At 53.8% G+C, this 21,941-nt stretch carries 16 protein-coding genes; 12 read left to right on the top strand and 4 right to left on the bottom strand.

Going from position 1 to position 21,941, the window contains the following annotated elements; genetic code table 11:
• The first annotated feature begins 95 nt into the window (after nucleotides 1-95).
• Nucleotides 96-1,781 (top strand): thiamine pyrophosphate-binding protein, encoded by a 1,686-nt coding sequence (locus LMS44_RS05020; RefSeq protein ID WP_138799780.1) that lies wholly within the window; start codon nucleotides 96-98, stop codon nucleotides 1,779-1,781.
• A 21-nt stretch (nucleotides 1,782-1,802) separates the two neighbouring features.
• Here the strand turns inward: LMS44_RS05020 and LMS44_RS05025 are convergent, their stop codons facing one another.
• Complete coding sequence (locus LMS44_RS05025; RefSeq protein ID WP_138799781.1) at nucleotides 1,803-2,120, bottom strand: NIPSNAP family protein; 318 nt, start codon at nucleotides 2,118-2,120, stop codon at nucleotides 1,803-1,805.
• A gap of 497 nt (nucleotides 2,121-2,617) precedes the next feature.
• On the opposite strand from LMS44_RS05025, the gene LMS44_RS05030 reads away from it, so the two are divergent.
• Entirely contained in the window at nucleotides 2,618-3,373 is a 756-nt protein-coding gene (locus tag LMS44_RS05030; protein WP_171051118.1) for a FadR/GntR family transcriptional regulator, read from the top strand.
• Between the two features lie 28 nt (nucleotides 3,374-3,401).
• On the top strand, nucleotides 3,402-4,976 hold the full coding sequence (locus LMS44_RS05035; protein WP_022521771.1) for an aldehyde dehydrogenase (NADP(+)): 1,575 nt from the start codon (nucleotides 3,402-3,404) through the stop codon (nucleotides 4,974-4,976).
• A gap of 53 nt (nucleotides 4,977-5,029) precedes the next feature.
• Here the strand turns inward: LMS44_RS05035 and LMS44_RS05040 are convergent, their stop codons facing one another.
• Entirely contained in the window at nucleotides 5,030-6,418 is a 1,389-nt protein-coding gene (locus tag LMS44_RS05040) for an aminotransferase-like domain-containing protein (RefSeq protein ID WP_138799782.1), read from the bottom strand.
• Nucleotides 6,419-6,555: 137 nt separating this feature from the next.
• On the opposite strand from LMS44_RS05040, the gene LMS44_RS05045 reads away from it, so the two are divergent.
• A complete protein-coding gene (locus tag LMS44_RS05045; RefSeq protein WP_022521769.1) occupies nucleotides 6,556-7,725 on the top strand; it encodes an MFS transporter in 1,170 nt (389 codons plus the stop codon).
• Between the two features lie 157 nt (nucleotides 7,726-7,882).
• Here LMS44_RS05045 and LMS44_RS05050 read toward each other — a convergent pair whose 3' ends face one another.
• Nucleotides 7,883-8,815, bottom strand: coding sequence for a cation diffusion facilitator family transporter (locus LMS44_RS05050; RefSeq protein ID WP_022521768.1), 933 nt, complete (start codon nucleotides 8,813-8,815; stop codon nucleotides 7,883-7,885).
• A gap of 244 nt (nucleotides 8,816-9,059) precedes the next feature.
• On the opposite strand from LMS44_RS05050, the gene LMS44_RS05055 reads away from it, so the two are divergent.
• The 8 genes from LMS44_RS05055 to LMS44_RS05090 all read left to right on the top strand — a co-directional run bounded on the left by LMS44_RS05055 (nucleotide 9,060) and on the right by LMS44_RS05090 (nucleotide 21,328).
• On the top strand, nucleotides 9,060-11,171 hold the full coding sequence (locus LMS44_RS05055; protein WP_138799784.1) for a type VI secretion system Vgr family protein: 2,112 nt from the start codon (nucleotides 9,060-9,062) through the stop codon (nucleotides 11,169-11,171).
• Nucleotides 11,172-11,173: 2 nt separating this feature from the next.
• Nucleotides 11,174-12,097: a DUF4123 domain-containing protein gene (locus tag LMS44_RS05060; RefSeq protein WP_138799785.1), complete on the top strand. Its 924-nt coding sequence runs from the start codon at nucleotides 11,174-11,176 to the stop codon at nucleotides 12,095-12,097.
• 11 nt (nucleotides 12,098-12,108) lie between these two features.
• On the top strand, nucleotides 12,109-15,594 hold the full coding sequence (locus LMS44_RS05065; protein WP_278371079.1) for a toxin VasX: 3,486 nt from the start codon (nucleotides 12,109-12,111) through the stop codon (nucleotides 15,592-15,594).
• Between the two features lie 33 nt (nucleotides 15,595-15,627).
• Nucleotides 15,628-16,740 carry a hypothetical protein gene (locus tag LMS44_RS05070; RefSeq protein ID WP_249362089.1) on the top strand — a complete coding sequence of 371 codons (1,113 nt, stop codon included), beginning with the start codon at nucleotides 15,628-15,630 and terminating at the stop codon, nucleotides 16,738-16,740.
• Nucleotides 16,741-16,768: 28 nt separating this feature from the next.
• Entirely contained in the window at nucleotides 16,769-17,881 is a 1,113-nt protein-coding gene (locus LMS44_RS05075; protein WP_249362090.1) for a hypothetical protein, read from the top strand.
• A gap of 28 nt (nucleotides 17,882-17,909) precedes the next feature.
• Complete coding sequence (locus LMS44_RS05080; RefSeq protein WP_278371078.1) at nucleotides 17,910-19,043, top strand: hypothetical protein; 1,134 nt, start codon at nucleotides 17,910-17,912, stop codon at nucleotides 19,041-19,043.
• A 74-nt stretch (nucleotides 19,044-19,117) separates the two neighbouring features.
• Nucleotides 19,118-19,516 carry a hypothetical protein gene (locus LMS44_RS05085; RefSeq protein ID WP_278371076.1) on the top strand — a complete coding sequence of 133 codons (399 nt, stop codon included), beginning with the start codon at nucleotides 19,118-19,120 and terminating at the stop codon, nucleotides 19,514-19,516.
• 192 nt (nucleotides 19,517-19,708) lie between these two features.
• Nucleotides 19,709-21,328, top strand: a complete 1,620-nt coding sequence (locus LMS44_RS05090) for a hypothetical protein (protein WP_027959930.1) — start codon at nucleotides 19,709-19,711, stop codon at nucleotides 21,326-21,328.
• 170 nt (nucleotides 21,329-21,498) lie between these two features.
• Here LMS44_RS05090 and nirD read toward each other — a convergent pair whose 3' ends face one another.
• Nucleotides 21,499-21,936 (bottom strand): nitrite reductase small subunit NirD, encoded by a 438-nt coding sequence (gene nirD, locus LMS44_RS05095; protein ID WP_278371075.1) that lies wholly within the window; start codon nucleotides 21,934-21,936, stop codon nucleotides 21,499-21,501.
• Nucleotides 21,937-21,941: the final 5 nt, after the last annotated feature.

Below are 21,941 nucleotides of genomic sequence, written 5' to 3' on the forward strand. Positions count from 1 at the left end.
CACAACAAGATTGGTTTCTGTTACTCGCTATGCGCCTCCTGTATTGATCATCACGAACGGCTGGGGGCGCTCTTCTCTGCCATTAGGATGCCAACATGACAATAAAAACTCGCCCACTACCGCGTACCGGGGGAAAAGTACTGGTTGACCAACTCCTGATCCATGGGGCTGATAGTGGCTACTGTGTGCCCGGAGAGAGCTACCTGGAAGTACTCGATGCGCTCTATGATCAGCGTGAGCACTTCACCCTCTACAATGCGCGGCATGAGGCCGGGGCAGCGAACATGGCCGAAGCGTATGGCAAGCTGACGGGACGCCCCGGTATATGCTTGGTGACACGCGGGCCTGGCGCTTGCCATGCCGCTATTGGCGTTCATATTGCCCAGCAGGATTCGACGCCAATGATCCTGCTAATAGGTCAGGTCGACCGTGGCTCGATGGATCGGGAAGCATTCCAGGAAATTGACTATCGGGTGATGTTCGGCGGTGTGGCCAAGTGGGTGGCACAGATAGAGGATGCTCACCGAATTCCCGAATACATGGCGCGCGCCTTCCGGGTAGCGACGTCAGGCCGCCCAGGCCCGGTGGTGCTGGCGCTACCTGAGGATATGCTAACCGATATCGTCGAAGTCGAAGACGCTGTTCCCTACACGCCGTCAAGGCCGGGCGTTGCCGTGGAGGAAATCGAGAAAATCGCTGCCCTGGTCTCTCGTGCCGAACGTCCGTTAATGCTGGTAGGCGGGTCGGGCTGGACGGATGAGTCCTGTGGGCAGATACGCACCTTCGCTGAAACTAACGGTATTCCAGTGGCCTGCTCGTTTCGACGTCAGGACATTTTGGACAACGCCTCAGACTGCTATGTGGGCGATTTCGGCACCGCTGTTGTGCCTTCACTGATTAAACGTCTTGCCGAGGCTGACCTAGTGTTGGTCGTCGGTGCCCGGCTCGGCGAGATGACTACCAGAACCTATACTACGCTAGCTTCTCCTAACCCTAGCCAGACACTGATACACGTGCATATCGACCCGGATGAGATAGGCCGCGTGTTTAGTCCAGCGCTGGGCGTAGTTTCGGCCCCTGATAAGCTGGCCGCAGCGTTAGCAACTCACGACTGGGGGCAGCGCAGCCGCTGGAGTGAGTGGTGCAAAACGCTTCGCGATGAGTACCTAGCCGATACGCTGCCCCCACCGCACGATTACCCACTCGATATGGGCGCGGCAATGCATGCGTTGCGCGACAGCCTGCCGAAGGAGTGTATCGTCACGCTAGACGCCGGAAACCACACCGGATGGGCGCAGCGCTTTCTGGCTTACCAGCGTCCTGGGCGGATTATTGGCTCAACCTGCGGTGCGATGGGGTATTCGGTTCCTGCCGCCGTGGCGGCCTCTTTACGTGAACCCGAAAAGTGTGTGCTGGCGTTTGTCGGCGATGGTGGTTTTATGATGAGCGGTATTGAGATTGCCACCGCCGTACAGCATGGCGGACGGCCCATCGTACTGCTGTTCAATAACGGTACTTACGGTACGATTCGCATGCACCAGGAGCGTGCACATCCCAACCGCGTCTCGGGAACCGATCTAATGAATCCGGATTTCGGCCAGCTGGCAGCAGGGCTTGGTGCGCATTTTGAGCGCGTCAGTGACACAGTCAGTTTCAAGCCCGCTCTGGAGCGGGCTATGGCGTCGGGTCGCCCTGCCGTGATTGAACTCGTCACCGACCCAGAGCGGATTTCGACACGCACTACCGTCACGGCACTGCGTTCAGTGAAAGCCAGTTCATGAAGATATTCATCAATAACGAGGTCAGTCTTTAAAGAAGGGGGCGGGCACCACAATCTTGTTCTCTTGGCTGATTAGATAACCTGCCTCTCCGCTTTTCTTGAGATAGGCAGCCCACTCAGGGTCACTCTGCATGGCGGCGCGTCGCTGGCTACGGTCAGCGACGTCCTTGAATACCCAGATATGCACATATGAATTCACATTGCCGGTTTCGACCGGCCCGTACAGCAGAGGCTCGCCAAGGTGACGCTTTTGGATAGCCCAGCCATGCTCTTCATAAAGCGCCATCTGTTTTTTCAATGTGCCAGGCATGCAGGTATAAGTGCGGTGATCATAAAGCATGGTGATACTCCTTGATGATTACTCTATTAAGGGCTGCGGGTTATCCACCCAAGGTGGCGCTATGCAAGTAAAGAACCTTGTGTGATCTCGCCGGTATGAGGGTTGCGTTAAGTCTTATCGCCTTTGGATTCCTCTATGAACCACATATTGTATTACATCATACAAGGCTGCAACAAAAAGCATGCACCGATTGCGCCATAAGCAAGGGGGGGTAAGGTATGTGAGACCGTAATGTTGATGAGCTGATTTTATCAAAGTGCTACTTTAACTTTGGTTTAGATTTCGTTAGTTATGCTTGCTTTGCACAATAACCAGGCCTACCTTTTTTCTTGTATGATGTGTTATATCTGGTATGAAAAAATATTTGTTATTACTCGTGATGGCATTAAAAATAGAAAACAGGCTGTCTGGGGTCATTCAGAAGCCGTTTATTGGCACTTCCAAGACCTAGGTTGTACGATATAATACAACTTGGATATTAATGAAGGATAGCTTCCATGGTCAAAACCAGCGCAGCGGCATCTGCCCTAAAACCGCTTCAAATAAGTAAAGTGACACAGCAGGGAAGCTTGTCCGTGCACGTGGCCGACCAGTTGGAAGCGTTGATCACCCAGGGGAAAGTAGGTGTGGGAGAAAAACTGCCCACTGAGAACAGTCTTTGTGACTCCTTTGGCGTTAGCCGCACAGTCATACGTGAGGCCATCACACACCTTAAATCCCTGGGGCTTGTTGAGACCCGACGTGGTGTAGGCACTTCGGTGCTGCGCTCTTCTACGGTAGAGGCGCGGCCTGCAGAGCGCATAAACCCGACCACCGTGGAAGATATCTTGCACCTGCTGGAACTGCGGCTAACCTTAGAGCCAGCGGCAGCTGAACTGGCTGCCTTACGCCATGATGATGAAGATCGTCAACGGCTCGAAGCGCAGCACCTTGCTTTTAGCAATGCGTATGCTGCAAAAACCCAAGCTCGAGAAGAGGATTATTTGTTTCACTTTGCTATTGCCACGGCGACCAAAAATCCTTTCTTTCAATCTTTCTACAAGCAGTGGAGCCAGAGCGTGATTCCCCGCGCCAAGCTGCTGAGTATTGATATTAACCCGACCTCCTCAGAGCGCTATTTAGAGCGAGTTCAGGAAGAACACGCCTACATTCTCGAAGCTATTCTTTCTCGTGATGCTCAAGCAGCTCGCGAAACCATGTACCAGCACCTTAATCGGGCGCGCAATACATACGCCCAGTATCGCGACCAGTGATACCACTGACCCATATAAGGAGCAACATATGACGATTCGAGGCGAAATGCTGATAGGTCAACAATCAGTGACCGGCACCCAAGCCAATATTCAAGCTGTTAACCCAGCCACCGGTGAAAAACTAGAGCCTGTCTATACTGGCGGCAGTCGAGCCCATGTTGAACAAGCCTGCGAGCTGGCTGAAACGGCCTATGCCATCTACCGCGAAACGTCTCTCGAAGAGCGCGCTACGTTTTTAGAAACCATCGCCAGTGAAATAGAAGCGATCGGTAGTGAGCTGATTGAGCGTGCCATGGCTGAAACGGGCCTGCCCCAGGCACGAATCGAGGGTGAGCGGGGTAGAACCTGCGGGCAACTGCGACTGTTCGCTTCAGTAGTGCGTGCCGGTGAATGGCTTGATGTACGCATCGACCCGGCCATGCCGGATCGCCAACCGCTGCCGCGTGCTGACCTGCGTCAGCGCCATATCGCCCTGGGGCCTGTCGCTGTATTTGGCGCCAGCAATTTTCCGCTAGCATTTTCGGTTGCGGGTGGTGATACCGCTTCGGCCCTAGCGGCTGGCTGCCCGGTGGTGGTGAAAGGTCATTCTGCGCACCCAGGCACCTCTGAGCTAGTGGGCCAGGCGATTCAAAAAGCCGTAAAAGCCTGCAATTTACCGGAAGGCGTTTTCTCGCTGCTGTTTGGTGCCGGTAACGAAATTGGCCAGGCGCTGGTGGATGATCCGCGTATTCAAGCGGTTGGTTTCACCGGCTCGCGCAGTGGCGGTATGGCGCTGATGAAAACGGCGCAAGCAAGGCCTCAGCCGATCCCGGTCTACGCTGAGATGAGCAGTATTAACCCTGTGTTCTTGCTACCGGCGGCACTTAAAGCGCGCGGTAAAGCGCTGGGCGAAGCCTTTGTTGGCTCACTCAATATGGGCGCGGGCCAGTTCTGCACCAATCCTGGCTTGGTCATTGCGGAAAAAGGTCCTGAGTTGGATGCCTTCATTGAGGCAGCGCGAGGCGCCGTGGAAGCCAGCGGCGCGCAGACAATGCTGACACCGGGTATCCACCGCGCCTATCAAGAGGGCGTGACCAGCCTGAGCGGCGCAGCTAAAGTGCGCGAAATCGCCCGCGGCCAGACGGGCAGCGACTATCAGTGCCAGACAGGCCTGTTTGCCGCTTCAGCGAGCGATTTCCTCGCATCTGAAGCGCTGCAAGCGGAAGTGTTCGGTGCCAGCTCGTTGATTGTTGAGTGCGAAGACGCGTCGGAAGTAAAACGTGTTGCTGAACAGCTGGAAGGCCAGCTCACCGCCACACTGCATATGGACGACGCCGATTTGGATGCCGCTAAAGCGCTGCTGCCTACGCTTGAGCGCAAGGCAGGGCGTATTCTCGCCAATGGTTGGCCCACGGGTGTCGAGGTGTGCCATGCCATGGTGCACGGTGGCCCGTTCCCGGCCACCTCTGATTCGCGCTCGACCTCCGTCGGTTCGGCGGCCATTCACCGCTTCTTACGTCCGGTTTGTTACCAGTCCCTGCCAGAAGGCTTACTGCCCGATGCGCTGAAAGAGGGCAACCCGCTGAAGGTGTCGCGGTTAGTTGACGGCAAACGCGAGCTGTAATTAACGGGGGGTTACCAGCCCCCTTCAGCGATATCAGAAGAGCCGCTTTAATCCTAACTTGCCGCCTCAATAAACCCTTTGGCTCTGGGATCTTGTATATAGGCTACATTAAGCCGGAGCCAGGGCGTTGGCTGGTGGTCGGCGAAAAACAGATGCCCCGGCGATAGCGTGATTTTCCACCGGTTAGCCAGTTCACTCAGGGTTTCAGGGGCGATGGCTACCGGTGGTTTTGCCCACACAAACATCCCACCAGCCGGTTGGGTATACACCTCCCAGCCGGCATTTTTCAGCATCGTTAGTGCCATTGCCATTTGATTGGCGAGCTTGATGCGCAGCCGTTCGGTAAGCTTCCGGTAGCTGCCGTTTTGCAGCAGGGTCGTGACCACTTGCTCGGCAAACCGCGAAGCGGAGATGCTGGTCAACATCTTGATATCCACAAGGCGCTGCACCCAAGCCACGGGGGCGGCGACAAAGCCTACTCGCAGTGAAGAGGAGAGGCTTTTCGAAAAGCTGCCCAGGTAGAACACCCGGCTCAAACCGTCTAGCGCTGCCAAGCGGGTGGTGGGGGTGTGCTGAAAATCCGCGTAGATATCGTCTTCAATAATCTGAAAATCGTGTTGCTCGGCGAGCTGTAACACTCGGTGCGCCACCGCCGGGGTGAGCGTACTGCCCGTGGGGTTGTGAAAAACGCTATTGATGTAGAACAGCTTTGGGCGGTGCTCGGCCAACAACACCTCCAAGCGCTCGATATCAGGCCCATCGGCTAATCGCGGCACGCCAATCACGCGGATTCGCTGTAAGTGCAGCAGGCCGAACAGATTGTAATAGCCTGGTGATTCCACGAAGACCACATCGCCAGGCTCAAGAAGCATCCGCACTAGTAGATCCAGCGAATGGCTACCGCCACCGGTCATCACGATCTGCTGGGCTTCCGCAGTAATCGCCAGTGGGCGCAGGCGTTCCTGGATTAAGCCGCGTAAATCCTGCGGCCCTTGAGGGGTACTGTACTCGAAAATCCCCGAACGGCTTTTACGTGCCACTTGGCGAATGGCGTGAGTGAGGTCATCGCCTTCGCGCCAATCACTGGGCAGCCAGCCGCAGCCCAGCTTGAGCGCGTGCTCGTTTGCACTGAAAAGCCCCCATAGCCCGTTGGTGACCTCTTCCAATCCGCTCGTAGCTGCGGGTTGTGATACCAGTGCTGCCGCGCTATCCGCCACATAAAAACCTGAACCGGGTCGTGAGCGCACTAAGCCAGAAGCGACAAGCCGTTCGTAGGCTTCAATCACCGCATTACGGCTGATGTGGTGGGTGGCGGCTAAGCGACGAATAGAGGGTAAACGACGGCCACCACCTGCACCGTGCGCTGCAATCCAAGCGCGAATACCCACATCGAGCTGCTGGGCGATGGGCGTCGTGGCGTGCCGATTAACCTCTAGTTTCATAACGTTCCCTATGGCTTTCAACTGTTCGCTAAAAGGGCGGAACAGTGTCTGGAAAGTGGAGGTTAAGTGTACCTTACCGCCGCGAGGTAAGCGTGGGAGGGTAGCGGTTCAATGACGTACTTATTTAGGACTTAGCTATGAGCCGCACTGTCAATCGCGCGATCAATAGAAGGAGCGCAGCCTGCCTGGCGTTTGCGCTATGTATGATTACCACGGCGGTTAATTTACAGGCTCCACTTTACGATGCGCTGGCGGCGCGGGATGGTTTGGGCGTTGGCGCCACCAGCATCGCCTTTGCCTGCTATGTGGTGGGTATTATACCGGTGCTGCTGGGGTTAAATGGCTTGGCCGATCGGGTAGGGCGCAAGCCACTAATTATGACTGCGCTGTTGTTATGTCTCTTGGCGACCGGGATCACCCTGATAGCGCCCGGTTTGCTGGCGCTGGGTGTTGCACGCTTTCTGCTGGGTATCAGTACGGGGCTAACGTCTGCGGTAGCTCCCGCTTATATGCAGATGCTGTTGGGTGGTGAGGACAACCGTGTGGCGACTAACTATGTAACGGCCAGTACCGCTCTCGGGTTTGGGCTAGGGGCCGCGGTGACTAGCCTGTTTGTTTTCCACACCCCAAGCGTATCGCCACCCAGCCTGTGGATTTATTTGGCTACCGCTTCGTTGGCGCTGGTGGTGGTCACCACGCTTAAGGATCGTGCACCGAGCACCACTAAAAGTCCTATGCTGCGTTTGCCCAGCTATCCCCAAGGGGCTATCTCCTATGGGTTGGCGATTTTGTTGGCCTGGGCGTTGGTGGGGCTAGTGATTGCGATTCTGCCTTCGGCATTAAGCCAACACGGTTTATCCGCCTGGAGTGGCTTCGCCACCTTCGGTATCTGCAGCTGCGGGGTGCTGTTTCAGCCCTGGGCGAGAAGACTTGCGCCGCGCAGCGCTACCCAACTGGGTCTGGTGATTTTGCCAATTGCCTATGGGTTGATCGCTTGGGGCGCTGTTCACGGAAATCTTGTGGCGGTGCTGCTGGGCACGGTAGCTGCAAGCAGCGCCTGCTATGGGTTTATCTACCTGGGGGGATTAAGCGGCGTGTTGGCGATTGCGGACGGCTCGGCTAGCCAACAAGCCACCCAAGCCAGCGCGGGCTATTTTCTGATGGCCTATCTGGGCTTCAGTATCCCGGTGATCACTACTGGGGTACTCATTGATGCTGTAGGGCATACCTTGGCGTTAACGCTATTTGGCCTTGCGCTACTGGTGGGCGTGATCGCCACGCTAGTTCTATTGCGCAAGGCTCGGTAATCTGGATAGCGGGTCTAGGCTTTGTCTGAAAAGTCGGCGAGCGAAGGCCAGACAAGGCAAAAATCGGCGAAAAGACGGAGTTTACGTGTTGTAAATGAGTACTTTGAGCCGATTTTTAACGCCGTATGGTCGAGCGCAGCCAGTTTTCAGACAGAGCCTAGGGTTGCTTCTCTACCAATAGACCACAAGAGGGCGCTGCCCAGCGGGTGTCGGCAGTAAACACCACGTCACACACCACGGGAGAGTAGTAGCGGCGCACTTCGTCATCGACGCGTGCCCTGAGTAAATCCTGAGTGGAGACCGAAACATCGGATGCGTCGGGCAGTACCACATGCACCATCACATACAGCAGGCGCCCAGGGCGAACCATGCGCACCCGCACCTCTTGAGTGTCGGTATCTGCCAGGGCATTCGCCACGGCTTGGCGAATGGGCACCGCGATAGCCTCTTCCGGAGTTTTGTTGAGTAGCTCATTCAAGGCTTGGGAGGCCATCCGCACCGGCACGCCTAAACACAGCAACACCACCGCAATGACCAACACCGAATCCACGTAAGGCAGAATAGTCTGCCAGCCTAGGCGCTCAAACAGCATCACCAGGCAGAAGGCGACGAGTACAGCGGCAGAGATAACGCTGTTGACTAGCCAGTTGAGTTTGTCTGCCGCCACCAGTGGGCTGCTTACGTGGCGCTGGCTGCGGTGCATCACCCAAGCCGTAAGTGAACAAGCCGCGGTGGCGAATAGCGCGTACAGCACCGCCAAGCCTGCCGCGATCTCACGGCCGCCGGTGAGCAGGGCGGCAATGGCATCGACCAAGGCAAAAATAGACACGCCTAAAATAAGCAGCCCTTTGCACAAATTCACCAGCGACTCAAAGTAGCTATAGCCGAACGGGTAGGATTCGCTATCGGGGCGGCTGGCTAACTTGCTCACCTTGATCGTCACCAGGGCAACACTGAAATAGATCAGATTAAACAGCCCATCCAGTAGGATCGCCTGGGAGTTGGAGGCGAGTGTGGCCACGATGCCTGCACAACCAATTAACAGCGCCATAAAAGCGGAGAACGCTAAAGTGCTTGATTCTGTCTTCACGAAGGTTTCTTCCAGTGTACATAGTCAAAATAGCCAATAAGCATAGCAACTTTGTTGGTCACAACGTCAGTGGCTTATTGAATGCTGGCTGCCTGTTTGATGAGTCTTCGGCTCTATTTTGTAAGAGATCTCTTACAAGCGTGTAAGACATTGACGCTTCGTGCCCTCAAGGGGTTGCCCTCTGCCCCTGGCTCGCTATCCTGACTGCCTCTCATTAGCAGTTGATGATCCAAGGAGCGGAGCGATGGCGGACAAAACGGGCCTACAGTTTACCCTGACCCTACCCGGGGCCGATGACACCGCCGTGGTGCGTTTTACCCATCGCGAGGCGCTGTCGGAGCCGTTTGCGCTCTCGGTTGAGTTTGCCAGCCGCACCCACGACCTGTCGCCCAGCGACTGCTTGGATCAAAACGCCACCCTGACCATTTGGCAGGATGGCGAGCCGCTACGCCGCGTGCATGGGATAATCGCAGAGCTTCACCGCGGCGATAGGGGACACCGCCGCAGCTTCTACCGTGTCGAGATTCGTCCGGCGCTGTGGCGGTTATCGCTACGCCATAATTCGCGTATCTTTCAGGACACCTCGCCGTTTGATGCCATCACCACCCTCGCTAATGAGCGTAGCCTCACCGATATCGGCTTTGCCACCACCCGCACGCCCCTTGATCGGGAGTTTCTGGTTCAGTACCGCGAGACCGATCTGGCCTTTATCGAGCGTTTAGCCGCCGAAGAGGGCTGCTTCTATTTTCATGAGTTTGAGAACACCGAGGGCGGTAAACACCAGTTGGTATTTGCCGATGCCACCGTGGTGCTGCCCAGCGTGGGCGAACGCACCTACCACAGTCGCGCCGGGGGCACACCGCCCCGACGCCACCTGCGTAAATTGCGTCAGGTTAGCCGGGTGCGCCCCGCCTCGGCGATGCTCAAGGACTACACCTTTAAAAACCCGCCCTATGCGCAGATCCATGAGCACCTCGCTCCCAACTTGGGCGAACACGACCAGCGGGAGGATTACGAACACTTTGACTACCCCGGCCGCTACAAGAAGGACGCCTCCGGCAAGCCGTTTACCCGCCACCGCTTAGAGTCCCTGCGCGCTGACGCCACCACCGCCGAAGCGGAAAGTGATTTGCCTGAACTCGCTCCCGGCATCTGCTTTACCCTCACCGACCACGATATCGATAGCCTTAACCAAGCGTGGCAGGTGGTCTCGGTGGTTCACCACGGCGAGCAGCCCCAGGCGCTGGAAGAGGACGGTATGGCCCGGGGGAACAATGGGAGCAGTGCACCTTCGGCCCAGTCGGGCGAGCTAATGACCCGTTACCACAACGACGTGGTGATCATGCCCAAGGATCAGACCTTCCGCCCTGAGCCCAATCCCAAACCGCGCGTGGATGGCCCCCAGGTGGCCTTTGTGGTGGGGCCGGAGGGCGAAGAGATTTACTGCGACGAACATGGCCGGGTCAAGGTGCAGTTTCCCTGGGATCGCTACGCCGAACCCAACGAGACCGCCAGCTGCTGGGTGCGGGTGGCCCAGGGCTGGGCAGGCGGTGGCTACGGCAGCATGGCGATCCCCCGGATCGGCCATGAGGTAATTTTGTCGTTCTTAGAGGGTGACCCAGACCAGCCGCTGGTCACCGGGCGCACCTACCACGCGGTGAACACCCCGCCGTATACGCTACCGGAACACAAAACCCGCACGGTGATCCGCACCCAAAGCCATAAGTCGGAAGGCTTTAACGAACTGCGCTTTGAGGACGCCACCGACCAGGAGCAGATCTGGCTCCACGCTCAAAAAGACCTGGAGTTATTGACGCTTAACGACCGCACTGAAGAGATCAAACGCGACAGCCACCTAAAGGTGCATAACGACCGCATCAGCGAGATCGATAACGACGAGCACCACACGGTGCATCGCCACCGTTTTGAGCACACCGAAGGCGCCCAACATTTAAATGTTGAAGGCACTATGCATATGCGTGCCGGGCAGGCCTGGTTAAGCGAAAGTGGTCAGGAACTGCATATCAAGTCAGGCCAAAAAGCGGTACTCGAAGCCGGTAGCGAAATCACCCTCAAGGTAGGCGGCAGCTTTATCAAGCTCGACGCCAGCGGTATCACCATCGTCGGCCCCCAAGTCAAGATCAACGCCGGTGGCAGCCCCGGTAACGGCACCGGGCAAGCGGCCGAGCCGCCCAAACTGCCACCGGTGTTAGAAGGTAAAGATCATGACCGGGCAGAAGCGATAGGGCACTCGCCGTTATTAAGTAGTGATATTGAGCCAGCTACGCAATACGCCGCGCTGTTGCAAGAAAGTGCGTTATGCCCACTGTGCTCCCCTCGTAAGGAGGCGAAGTAACCATGGCCACTGTTAATCAGCCTACCCACTTGCTCAACGCCACAAGTTGGCAATGGCCGCGTAACCGAAACGTTTTTCTTATATTAGATGGCGTAAGGGTCAAAAAAATCGCACAGCGCTTATATACCTGGTCAGACGGCAACCTAAACGCTGAATTACTTTATGCAGGCACGCCCTTGTCATCATTGAATGACATTTCACCATGGCTAATCCAGCTTTCGGGGCCCCAGGATTTGGTATTGAAAAGCTATCTGGCTCAAGGAACGCTGCCTGAGTGGGGCTATTTAATCGAAAGTGACGCCTCTCTAACCGACGTGGCAAAACACTACCGCCAACTATTGGTCGTGTTACACCCCTTGGGAACACCCATGATGCTAAGAGTGGCTGACCCCGCTGTTATTGCCGCCATGCTGCCGAATAATAGCTCAACGGCCACGGCCCCATGGGGGCCCATACAGCAATTACATTTGCCGGATGCAGTGAAGAGCGCGTGGCAGCATCCAGAGCCCGGGCACTCCGCCACGGCACCGCTAATGATTGATGTTAGTGGCTATCAATTGAGCGAAGAGCAGCACCAACGATTGCAGGCCTGCAATAGACGCCGCGACATTCGCCACCTGATGACATTTGTAGAACAGCATCATGACGGATGGCCATGTGCCGACTCAGCCCTACAGCGTTTTCGGTTACTCGCGTTATTAGTTGAGGACGCGCGTCATTACGGCTTTAACTCGCCTAAAGAGTGGGCGCTGCTGTGCACCTTAATGGCTCGTTTGAACCTCACCTCCTGGGAAGCGCTAGAACAGCATTCGGTTTATCCATTGTTAATCGCCAGCAGCGATTCAGCCCTGCAGCGCCTAAAGCAAGCGCTAGCCACTACTTCACCAAAAACTGGGTCACCAAACACCGCCGCTGCGGCGATATAAGGAAGCTAACGATGTCTGCGTTTGAACGTCCCTCAGATGACCGTGACAATGCCGAATTTGCCGCCCACGAACTCTCCTCGCGGGATAGCGAAGAAGCCGCTACTTGCCCTCTCTTCACCGGCAAAGTGAGGCTGGTGCCGCTTCGTTACGGCATTGTAGAAGAGCTTGAACCAGAAAAAAGCATGCCTTACTCACTGACAGCTCGCCCGCTAGGGATACGCCTGCTGCGCAATGGCTTTCTTTATGTATTGGATGGCGAAAGCAACGAACTGCACGAGTACGAGTATCGCGATCAAGGGGACACCCTTAAGGGGCACAATGGCGGCAAGCTCGAATATGAGACCGACCGCACCCTTTATGTCTGCTTTTCGGAGATCCAGTGGACGGGCGCAAAACGCGCCCAGGTGCAGGAAAGCGAAGAGGATCGCGATGCCTTTATGCAAGCGGTCAATCTTGCCAGTGCCAACCCGGCCACCGGTGGTGGCGAGCACCTGATCACGACAGCCCAGGCAGAAGAGTGGGTAGCCGAGTTTGCAGAAGACGCCGAGCTAGAGGTGCCGGAAGAAGGTTACGAGCATGAGGCGGAGCCCTATCTCTGGGAAAATGATCACTACTACCACAAAACGCGTTTAGGCAAGCTGCTAGCTCAGCATGAGGTGGAGGATCGTGACGAGTGCCTTTGCTTGATTGCGCGTGATGATATTGGCGTGATGCGTGATTTGGCGCAGTTTCAGGATAACGTGGTGGATTGGCTGGACGAATGGGTTGAAGAGGATGAGGGCCGCACAGAGCGCAACTATGTGTTGGGCTGCTATATAGAGTCGATTACTCAGCTAACTGCTGAGAACATGCAGCAGCTAGCGCCTGGCGAGGAGGGTTCTCCTGAGCATGCGTTGTGGCAAGATTTGGAAGCGTTGGATGACGAAGATCGAGAGCGTACAAGAAGCGCAATACTTGATTACCTAAATGAAGATGAACAATTACCTCAGCCCTATAGCCCTGACTTACCTGAAGACCTACAAGCATCTATTGACCATATTGGGCAAAAGCCCAGTCGAACAAATGCCTATGAAATAGTGCAGCAACAGCAGGACGCTATCCGCCGCTACTACGCCAAACAAAGTATGAGTAATGGCGATCCTGATTACATTGACAAGCATTTAGATACGATAATCGACCTGAAGCGTAGCAATAATCGGCGCGTACGCGACATGTTAGAAGGGGCCTCTTTTGGACAACGAGGTATCAATGACCTAGTTAATCGTTCAGAGATGGATGCCTTCCTAGCGGAGCAGCGACCAAAGTTAGCCCGTTGGAACGAGCTGCTCGTCAAAATCAGCCAGGATCGCTCCAAGATGCTGTGCTCTAGCTATTTTCATCTCGCCGCGTGGTATTTCGATGCAGATGATGAAGCCCAGGTTGAAGCTGCCTTTTCCACTGAATATGCCTGTATCCGCGATATCTGTCGAGATGATGACGTCATCGAACAGATCCATCAGTGGTTGACCGAAAACTCCCACTATGACCGGCCGCTATTCCATACCCGTAGCCTGCAGGAGCAGGCGACGCTGATAAAAGACTACACTGCCCTTTTTGCTGCTGGTTATGGTGTTATTTCCAATATCCAAAGCTGGATAGAAACGCTAACACAAGCCGAGCGTGGTAAGTTGCCTGATGTGGCCGAGTTGCCTGCTTCGGTGCAGGCGCTTGCCAATGCTGTTCAAGCTAACCTCTCACCTGCGATGGGTATTGGCTTTGCGAAGATCATGGAGCAGGTGACGCAAGTAACTGGTCAAAGCAGTGTTGAAATACCTCCTCTGGAAGATCTATTTCGCCAACTCAATCCACCGGCTACCTGGGCACGCATTGTGGATGCTGCCAGGGTCAACCAGGCAAGGTTTGTGGTGTCGGCCGCCAGCCTGGATGACCTAATGGCGCTTATCAAAGAAACACTTCGTATGCGCCAGCAACTGACTAGCCTAAATAATAGGCGCCAGCAGGCGTCAGGTCGTGAGCGCAGCAGGCTAAGTGCTCAACGTAGAGATCTGCAAAGCCGCCTTGCGGCGAGCGAGCATAAACTTGCCGCGGCACTCAGCCCGGTTGGCGACGCGGGTGCCAATGATCTGGTGTTATCGCAAGGTGGGGCCGGTAGCGCAGGGTTGTTACTGGAGTTTGATGACGCAGCAAATGCGGTGGCGGTGGGCAGGGTTACCAGCAACCTTCGGCAGGGCATTTATCGAGCCCCGCCCGTAGCGTTGTTGGGAGATGGCGTTGGGCTATTGGTTTTCGTTGGGCAAGCGGTAAATTTATGGGCTGCCTCCAAAGCATGGAATGACGCACGTAGTGGTGATGATAAGGAAATAAGCAAAGCGAGAATAGATTTCGCTGGAGCCTTTACTGCCACTGTCGCAGCAGGCTTTATGGCAGCACAAAGTATCGGCAATACGGCGTTTGAGGCACGCGCTCAAACTCTGGCTAGAGCGCTGAGCACAAGCCAATCAAACGGGGTATATGCTCAGTTAGGTAAGATGCATTTTGGGTTTGGGTTTGTTGGTTATCTAGCTGGTTTTGCAGCAGCAGCCTTTAGCCTAAATAACAACCATAATAACTGGCAGAGTGCCGTGCGTAGCGGTAACGATAACGCTCAAATTGCAGCGGCAGTGTCTATGGTAGGCGATGCAGGGTTGATGGGAACTTACGGTTATGGGCTCTCTTCAACTCTCCGTACGGGGGCTAGCGTAATGTTAAGCAAAGCCACTACATGGTCGATGGCCGGCTCCTACCTTGGCTCGGTTTTCTGGCGCGTTAATGTCGTCGGGCTGGCCTTTACAGTTTTACAGCTTGGCGCCACTTGGTTCTATAACCGCCACAATATATCCCAACATGACCAGTGGTTGCTAAATTCACCGTGGGGCGTAGAAGGCGGAAATGAGCGCTTGGAGTACTACTTGCAAGAGTTGCAGCGAATTACCCAAGCGGCGCATATCACCTTGGAAGAAGTCTATTCAGATAGCTGGGTACCCAATTTTGTACGCGACCCAGATCACTATATTCTGGCGCTGCATTTGCCAGGGATAACCCCTGGGGCGCTGCAGCCCCCTCTAGTTGGCAAAGCCCCAGTGCGCCTGTCCCTTAAAGCATGGCAGGTACAACCTGTCAAAATAAGACCACGAGATGGCGCACTCAAAGCCGCAGAACGCTGGTTAGATGCTTCAGCGGAGTTGACGCAGGCGCTAATAATAAACGCCGAGAAAGATAACCATGCCATTTTTTCGGGCAGCACGCCCGCGCACCGCCCCACGGAGCGAGGTTATACCACCGAGCACTGGGTTATCGGTATCCAGCTTGAACAACTTGATGGTGAAGGCGACTACCAAGCAAGCGAAGCATATATCTATATTGATCCCCGTGGCGGGGTCGGCAGTGGCAAGCGCTACACGCCTTCCACTTTTTCGCGGCGCGGCGATCCTGGTCGCTGGCAGCTAATTGAGGTTTAAGTTTTTTATGTTAATGCAAACAGGGTATCAATTATGAGTCAGCAGGCACCGGACTTGCCTCAGCCCGATTCGAGTCAGCCCCATCAGGCGGGGGAAACCCAAGCTATCCCCGGTGGGCGTATTACCTACCTGGCCCCAAAGCCTCTGCCAACGGCGTATGAAGCGCTGGATCTAAACGGCATCATTAGCACGCTCAACGATGCCTGGTTTGACATCGGAGGAGGATATTTGTCTGTCTTTGGTTGGCAGTTAATCACGGGGGGGATATTTGGTTTTTTTCTATTACTTGGAGTCCTTGCTCCAACTATTCTTCTGTTAAATATGCTGGATGCACCCTTCGAGTTCATTTGGGAGACTTATAAATTTTTTTTATGGGCAGGGCTGGGGGGGGGAGGGGCTGGCTTACTTATTGCATTACCAACACATTACTTCAGTATTCAAAGCATAAAGAAAACGACGCCAGTACGTTTCCATCGCCAGCGCCGCGAGGTGTGCTTTGTATTAGAGGGCGCCCAAGAAACGGTGATCGTTCCTTGGGAATCACTGATGGCCTGGGTGGTAGAGGCTCGTGGCGTGACCCAATACGGCGTTCAACAACAGTTTGGCATGGGATTTGGCTACGCGCATCCGGAAACCGGCCAGTGGCTCAAACAGGAATTTATGACCATGGCTAAACCCCTGGCCATCAGCCACTGGGAAGCAGTGCGTGCCTATATGGAGTACGAGATTAATTCACTTGCCGAGGTGCAAGACCCGCAAGTGGTCAGGGGGAAAGATGACCCACTCTGGGAAGGCGTGCACACTTTGCGTAATGCACGCCGCCATATCAATCAGCGCCGGGCCAACGGTGAAATCGGTTGGTTGTACTGGAGCTGTTGGTACGCGATTGACATCATTCAGCTCTGGAATCTGCCAGGCTATCTAACGGAGTGGGACAACAAGCGGCTAATGAAGACGCGACCTAATTTATTGCCTGCCGAGATGTTGGAGTGGTCTAAACCATTGCCTGAAGAACAGTATGCCAAGCCTAGTGAGGAACTGACCAGACTTTCTGAAGAGGTGCACCGTATTCGCGAACACGACCCTGCCTTGCCTATTGAAATGGTATTCATCGAAGCCTACCGGCGTCAGGTGCTCGAAGCCTGATCATGTTAACGCGACAAGGACGTCAGAGATGAGTCAAAAGGCACCGGACTTGCCTCAGCCCGATTCGAGTCAGCCCCATCAGGCGGGGGAAACCCAAGCCATCCCCAGTGGCCGTATTACCTACCTGGCCCCAAGCCCTCTGCCAACGGCGCATGAGGCGCTGGATCTGAACGGAACTATTAGCAGTCTTAACGAGGCCTGGCTGGATATGGGAGGGGGGTATATGGATGCTTTTGGGTGGCAGCTATTGATCAGCGTGACGTTTGGCTTTTTTTTATTATGCGGCGTGCTTGTTCCAAGTCTTTTTCTATTAACAATGCTGGATTCTTCGTACGAGTTCATCCTGTTTTTTTACAGCGCTTTTTTATTGACAGGTCTAGGGGGAGGGGGGATTGGTTTTTTAGCCATGTACTCTGGTCACTGGACAGGACTTAAGCGTTTGCGTGATACCCCGCCTGTGCGCTTTCATCGCCAGCGCCGCGAGGTGTGTTTTGTGCTGGAGGGCACCCAGGAAACCGTCATCGTCCCCTGGGAGTCGCTGATGGCCTGGGTGGTAGAAGCCCGTGGCGTAACCCAATACGGCGTTCAGCAGCAGTTCGGCATGGGCATGGGGTACGCCCACCCGGAAACGGGTCAATGGCTCAAACTGGAGTTTATGGCCATGGCAAAACCCCTGGCCATCAGTCACTGGGAAGCAGTGCGTGCTTATATGGAGTACGAGGTTAATTCACTTGCCGAAGTGCAAGACCCGCAAGTGGTCAGGGGCAAAAATGACCCAGCCTGGGAAGGCGTGCACACTTTGCGTAATGCACGCCGCCATATCAATCAGCGCCGGGCCAACGGTGAAATCGGTTGGCTGTACTGGAGCTGTTGGTACGCGATTGACATTATTCAGCTCTGGAATCTGCCGGGTTACTTAACGGAGTGGGATAACAAGCGCCTGCGCAAAACGAGGCCTAACTTATTGCCTGCTGATATGGTGGAGTGGTCGAAACCCTTGCCTGAAGAGCAGTGGGCCAAGCCTAGTGAGGAGCTGACCAGACTCTCTGAAGAGGTGCGCCGTATTCGCGAACACGACCCTGCCTTGCCTATTGAAATGGTATTCACCGAAGCCTACCGGCGTCAGGGGCTCGAAGCCTGATCATGTTAACGCGACAAGGACGTCAGAGATGAGCCAAAAGGCAGCGGACTTGCCTCAGCCCGATATCCTCCAGCCCCACCGGGCTGGTGATATTGAGTCCTTTCCAGGTGGCAAGGTTATTTACCTGTCGCCGACTCCCTTGCCCACGAATTACGCACCTCTGGATTTCAACCAAGCTATTGGGGAAGTGAACGACGCTTATCTGGACTTTGGTGGAAGTCTCCCTACTCCATTTACATGGCAAGTAGTACTGGGAGGCCCTTTTATTAGTTTTTTAATGTTTGTTTTTGTTATTCCAATGTTGGGGGGAGGGCTAATGTGGTTCATTGGAAAGGATATTGCCCTATTTTATGTAGGGGTTGCCGGGCTTTTTAATGAAGCCTTTGCCAAGGCCTCTGTGATCTGCACCTTGATACTGATTCTCGCCTTGTTTATCAAAGCCCACTACCACTTCAAGTTTCGCGAGGCTGTCCCCACCCGTTTTCATCGCCAGCGCCGTGAGGTGGCCTTTGCGCCGGGTGGCGGAAAACCGCCCATCATCGTGCCCTGGGAAAACGTGGCAGCCTGGGTGACCCAGGCGCAAGGGGTAACGCAATACGGTGTGCAGCGTAAGTATGGCTTGGGGATAGGCTTTATCGAGCCTGAAACCGGGCAGCAGCACTTCCTGGAATTATCACAGCCGGGCATGCCCTTGGCATTGGGGCTTTGGGAAGCGGTGCGGGCTTATATGGAGTACGAGGTCAATACTCGCGAAGAAATTCAAGATCCCCATGGCCTGCATCGCCCCGGTGATCCGCCCTACGAGGGCGTGCACACCTTCCACAATGCCCGGCGCCGGTTGCATCGCCGCTACCGCGAGGGCGAAATAGGCCTGTTCGCGGTCACCATGTGGTACCTGTGGCACATTCTCGACCTATGGACGATACCTTTTCATCTTGCCGAATTGGAGATAAACATCATCCAAAAAGCCGGTCAGAAGACCCTGCCTGCGAGCCTTGATGAGTGGTCGCACCCCTTGCCCGAAGAACAGTGGGCCAAGCCCAGCGAAGAGCTCACGCGCCTATCAAAAGAAGTCAAGCAGCGCCATGCGCAACAGCCAAACCGGCCGATCACGGCTATCTTCGCCGAGGTTTATGCAGAGGAAACGCTACTCTCAGCCTGAAGAACCGAGAGTGGGTGCGCAACCAGGTCGCTTAGCGATAGTGTATCAATAACCCAGTATTGGAGAGTACAGCATTGAGTGAAAAAGAAGCCTGCACAAAAGAAGAGAAAGCCTTAGTTGAAAACATTGATTTCGAGTGTCCCTCATGCAGCTCTTGTTTCTGCGAAGATTCACCATGGATTGCCGACCTTTTGAAAGCCAATAAGGCTACTTGCCCAAATTGTGAAGGTGAGTTGCTGATTGGGACTGAAGACAAGAATCGCCTAGCGAGTGTTATGAAGAAAAGAGAGCGATTCGGGAAGGCGATGGTTGTCTTTATGCTGCTCTACACCCTCGGGGGGCTAATCGTGTCTCTCTACTTTGGCGGACTTGGGTTTATTCTTTATATGCCCGTCGGATTGGGGGTTTTTGGTTTACTGAAGGCGCTCGTTGATAACCAGACTGATTTGACAATTGGTCTGAATAAAGCCTGATGATGGTGATGTTGTCTATTTGGTAGAGGGTTGATCAGGATGTTAGAAGTGCGGCTGAGTTTTGGAGTCAGTTTCTTAACCTATGCCACATTTTAAAAAGAAGTGGTTGTATTTAAGGACTTGCTGTTGATTAGTTGTTGTTTTTATATTTTCTGATGTTAATGTTTTCTCTCTTTTAATTTAGGACGTACTATGAATGGCCGTATGCAGGCGCAAGTCAGCGCTCTTCGAGAAATGAAAATTTCCTCATTTTCATTAAATGACAATCTTTTTTGCCTTCTAAACTATTCGCCCAGTAATAGCCATACGGATTTAAAGCATCGGCTGCGGCATAACGTTCAGCAATCCTGCTTAAATGCTGAAGAGGCCAACATGATCGAGTCTGCTCTAGTGGACTCTGCTATGCGTTTGAAAGCAGAGGTGGCGTGGTTGCCAGGTGTTGGTTTTACCCAAGCCCTCCAAGCGGTTGAGGGGCAGCTTGATGAGGATTCGCTGAGCCCACCATTTGCTAGGTTTAACTTGTCGGTTCACAATTTAACAGCCGAAAGTATGTTAAAGCCTGATACGGTTAACAATGTATTATACGAGTGGCAGCAACTTAATAAATCTACCTTATTAGATAGTATTAACCAGCAGCGGCGTGCCGGGCACTTCAGTGAAGTGTCAATGATAGAGCTTGAATACGCCCTGGAATGGCATGCAAAGCGCATTACTCATGCTGTAGTGAACGCCTTTGAACAGCACGGTGCTTCTGTGCTGGGCAGTGTCTTAATGGCAATAAGTAAAAATGAAAAAATTGATATTGCTAACAATAAGTTAGCCGTTTTTTTATATGATACGTATCATGAAAATGTTGCTGGTTTGCTAGCAGAGTTAGAAGAAGGTCTTGAGTCTATATCTACTGAAATTTATCAAGCGGTTAGTTCAGAGCAAAGATTGTCCTATGAGGACACAATGTCGAATGAGCTAAGTGAGTCTGAAAAAGAGCTTTTTGAGTATGTCGCTACCGCTGAAAATAAAGCCCGTAACTGGGTGTCTATTGCTCAGCCATTAGTAGCATTTCATAACCGAGCGGGCAGTCGTTTTGTACCCCATGAGCATTTAATGTGGCTTGTTTCAGAGTGTTCTGCAAACCTTAGTTCATCAATCTGCACTTGTTTCAAAGAACTGAACGAGCGCTTGGTTAACCTGGCGTTAGAAGTCGCTCTGGATGCGCCTGATGCGTTGGATCGCGCACGTTTGATACAAGAACTCTATGTGTATATGACTGCACCATTGACTAGCGATGAATATGAACCTAGCTCTATGCAAAGAGGGGGAGGGCGACAAGATTTCCTAAACGATATTAGACAACATGATGCTCGCCTTGAAAAAGCAGGCAGCCCCATGGCGCTTAGTAATAATTTCTTTAGTGAATTTATCGAATACCTGAAACAGAGCCCCTCCGAACAAGACCAATTGCAAGCGTGGCATACGCTTTTTATTATGGTAAACAGTCTTTTATTGGATCATGCAGAGTATGATCATGCTGCCTCTCAGCTGCTGTTGGTTGAACAGGCCTTTCCCTTAACCAGTGAGCCTGGGCGCCGCCTGAAGCAGTGGTGGTTAGCGTTTATTGAGGATGAAGTTATCAGCCTTCCGCCAGAGCAGGGTGGGCAGCCAATGCCTAAAACTTGCGCGGTTATTCAAGGTGAAACGTTGCTATGTCATCCTGACACTACTCAGCACTCTTCAACAACGACGCTACTCTCACGTTTTTCTTTTAAGAAAATATTAAAATGGTGCGGTATGGTAATCCCTTCAAAAAAATAACGATCGTCAAAAGTAGAGCTTCCGTCACCTAAGCGTAAGGAGATTCTGCATCAGGCAATCAGGTTTTCGATAGCCAGATGCAGTCGATTCTAAAGCAAGCTGCGATTGAGGTGTGTTTCAATAATGTTAAGAGCGGTTCTGGCCGCCCTTAACAGTGTTAAGCAGCGTTATCACCCCTCAACCCACACCTCATCACCTTTAAATTCAACCTTCCAGGTACGTAGCTTAACGTCCTCATCCTCTAAACACTGGCCGTCTTCAAGGCGGAAGTGCTGCTTGTAGATAGGCGATGCGACTACCGCCGAGCCTTTAAGGTCGCCAACGATGCCTCGAGCGATCACGTTGGCGTTTGAAAAGGGGTCATGGTGGTCGAGGGCGAAAAGCTCATCACCCTTTCCTTGCCCCAGTCCTGGCAAGTAGAAAATAGCTACCTGGGCGGGGCCTTCGGCGGTTTCCAGCCAGGCGGCGATGCCAGAGAACGCTACCAGATCATCTTTGGTACAGACTTTTTGCCACGCCGTGTTGTTTTCAGAAGCGTGGTTTTCAAAAGCCTCGCTATTGTGCACATCCGCCATATCCATCTCTTTTTTCATTGCCGTTGCGGTCATGGGTT

The sequence above is a fragment of the Halomonas profundus genome (assembly GCF_020865425.1).
Taxonomy (GTDB): domain Bacteria; phylum Pseudomonadota; class Gammaproteobacteria; order Pseudomonadales; family Halomonadaceae; genus Vreelandella; species Vreelandella titanicae.

Bases quoted from the DNA above. Each gene is read 5' to 3' on its own strand.
- LMS44_RS05020 (WP_138799780.1), top strand. From the start codon at position 96: ATGACAATAAAAACTCGCCCACTACCGCGTACCGGGGGAAAAGTACTG.
- LMS44_RS05025 (WP_138799781.1), bottom strand. From the start codon at position 2,120: ATGCTTTATGATCACCGCACTTATACCTGCATGCCTGGCACATTGAAA.
- LMS44_RS05030 (WP_171051118.1), top strand. From the start codon at position 2,618: ATGGTCAAAACCAGCGCAGCGGCATCTGCCCTAAAACCGCTTCAAATA.
- LMS44_RS05035 (WP_022521771.1), top strand. From the start codon at position 3,402: ATGACGATTCGAGGCGAAATGCTGATAGGTCAACAATCAGTGACCGGC.
- LMS44_RS05040 (WP_138799782.1), bottom strand. From the start codon at position 6,418: ATGAAACTAGAGGTTAATCGGCACGCCACGACGCCCATCGCCCAGCAG.
- LMS44_RS05045 (WP_022521769.1), top strand. From the start codon at position 6,556: ATGAGCCGCACTGTCAATCGCGCGATCAATAGAAGGAGCGCAGCCTGC.
- LMS44_RS05055 (WP_138799784.1), top strand. From the start codon at position 9,060: ATGGCGGACAAAACGGGCCTACAGTTTACCCTGACCCTACCCGGGGCC.
- LMS44_RS05060 (WP_138799785.1), top strand. From the start codon at position 11,174: ATGGCCACTGTTAATCAGCCTACCCACTTGCTCAACGCCACAAGTTGG.
- LMS44_RS05065 (WP_278371079.1), top strand. From the start codon at position 12,109: ATGTCTGCGTTTGAACGTCCCTCAGATGACCGTGACAATGCCGAATTT.
- LMS44_RS05070 (WP_249362089.1), top strand. From the start codon at position 15,628: ATGAGTCAGCAGGCACCGGACTTGCCTCAGCCCGATTCGAGTCAGCCC.
- LMS44_RS05075 (WP_249362090.1), top strand. From the start codon at position 16,769: ATGAGTCAAAAGGCACCGGACTTGCCTCAGCCCGATTCGAGTCAGCCC.
- LMS44_RS05080 (WP_278371078.1), top strand. From the start codon at position 17,910: ATGAGCCAAAAGGCAGCGGACTTGCCTCAGCCCGATATCCTCCAGCCC.
- LMS44_RS05090 (WP_027959930.1), top strand. From the start codon at position 19,709: ATGAATGGCCGTATGCAGGCGCAAGTCAGCGCTCTTCGAGAAATGAAA.
- nirD (WP_278371075.1), bottom strand. From the start codon at position 21,936: ATGACCGCAACGGCAATGAAAAAAGAGATGGATATGGCGGATGTGCAC.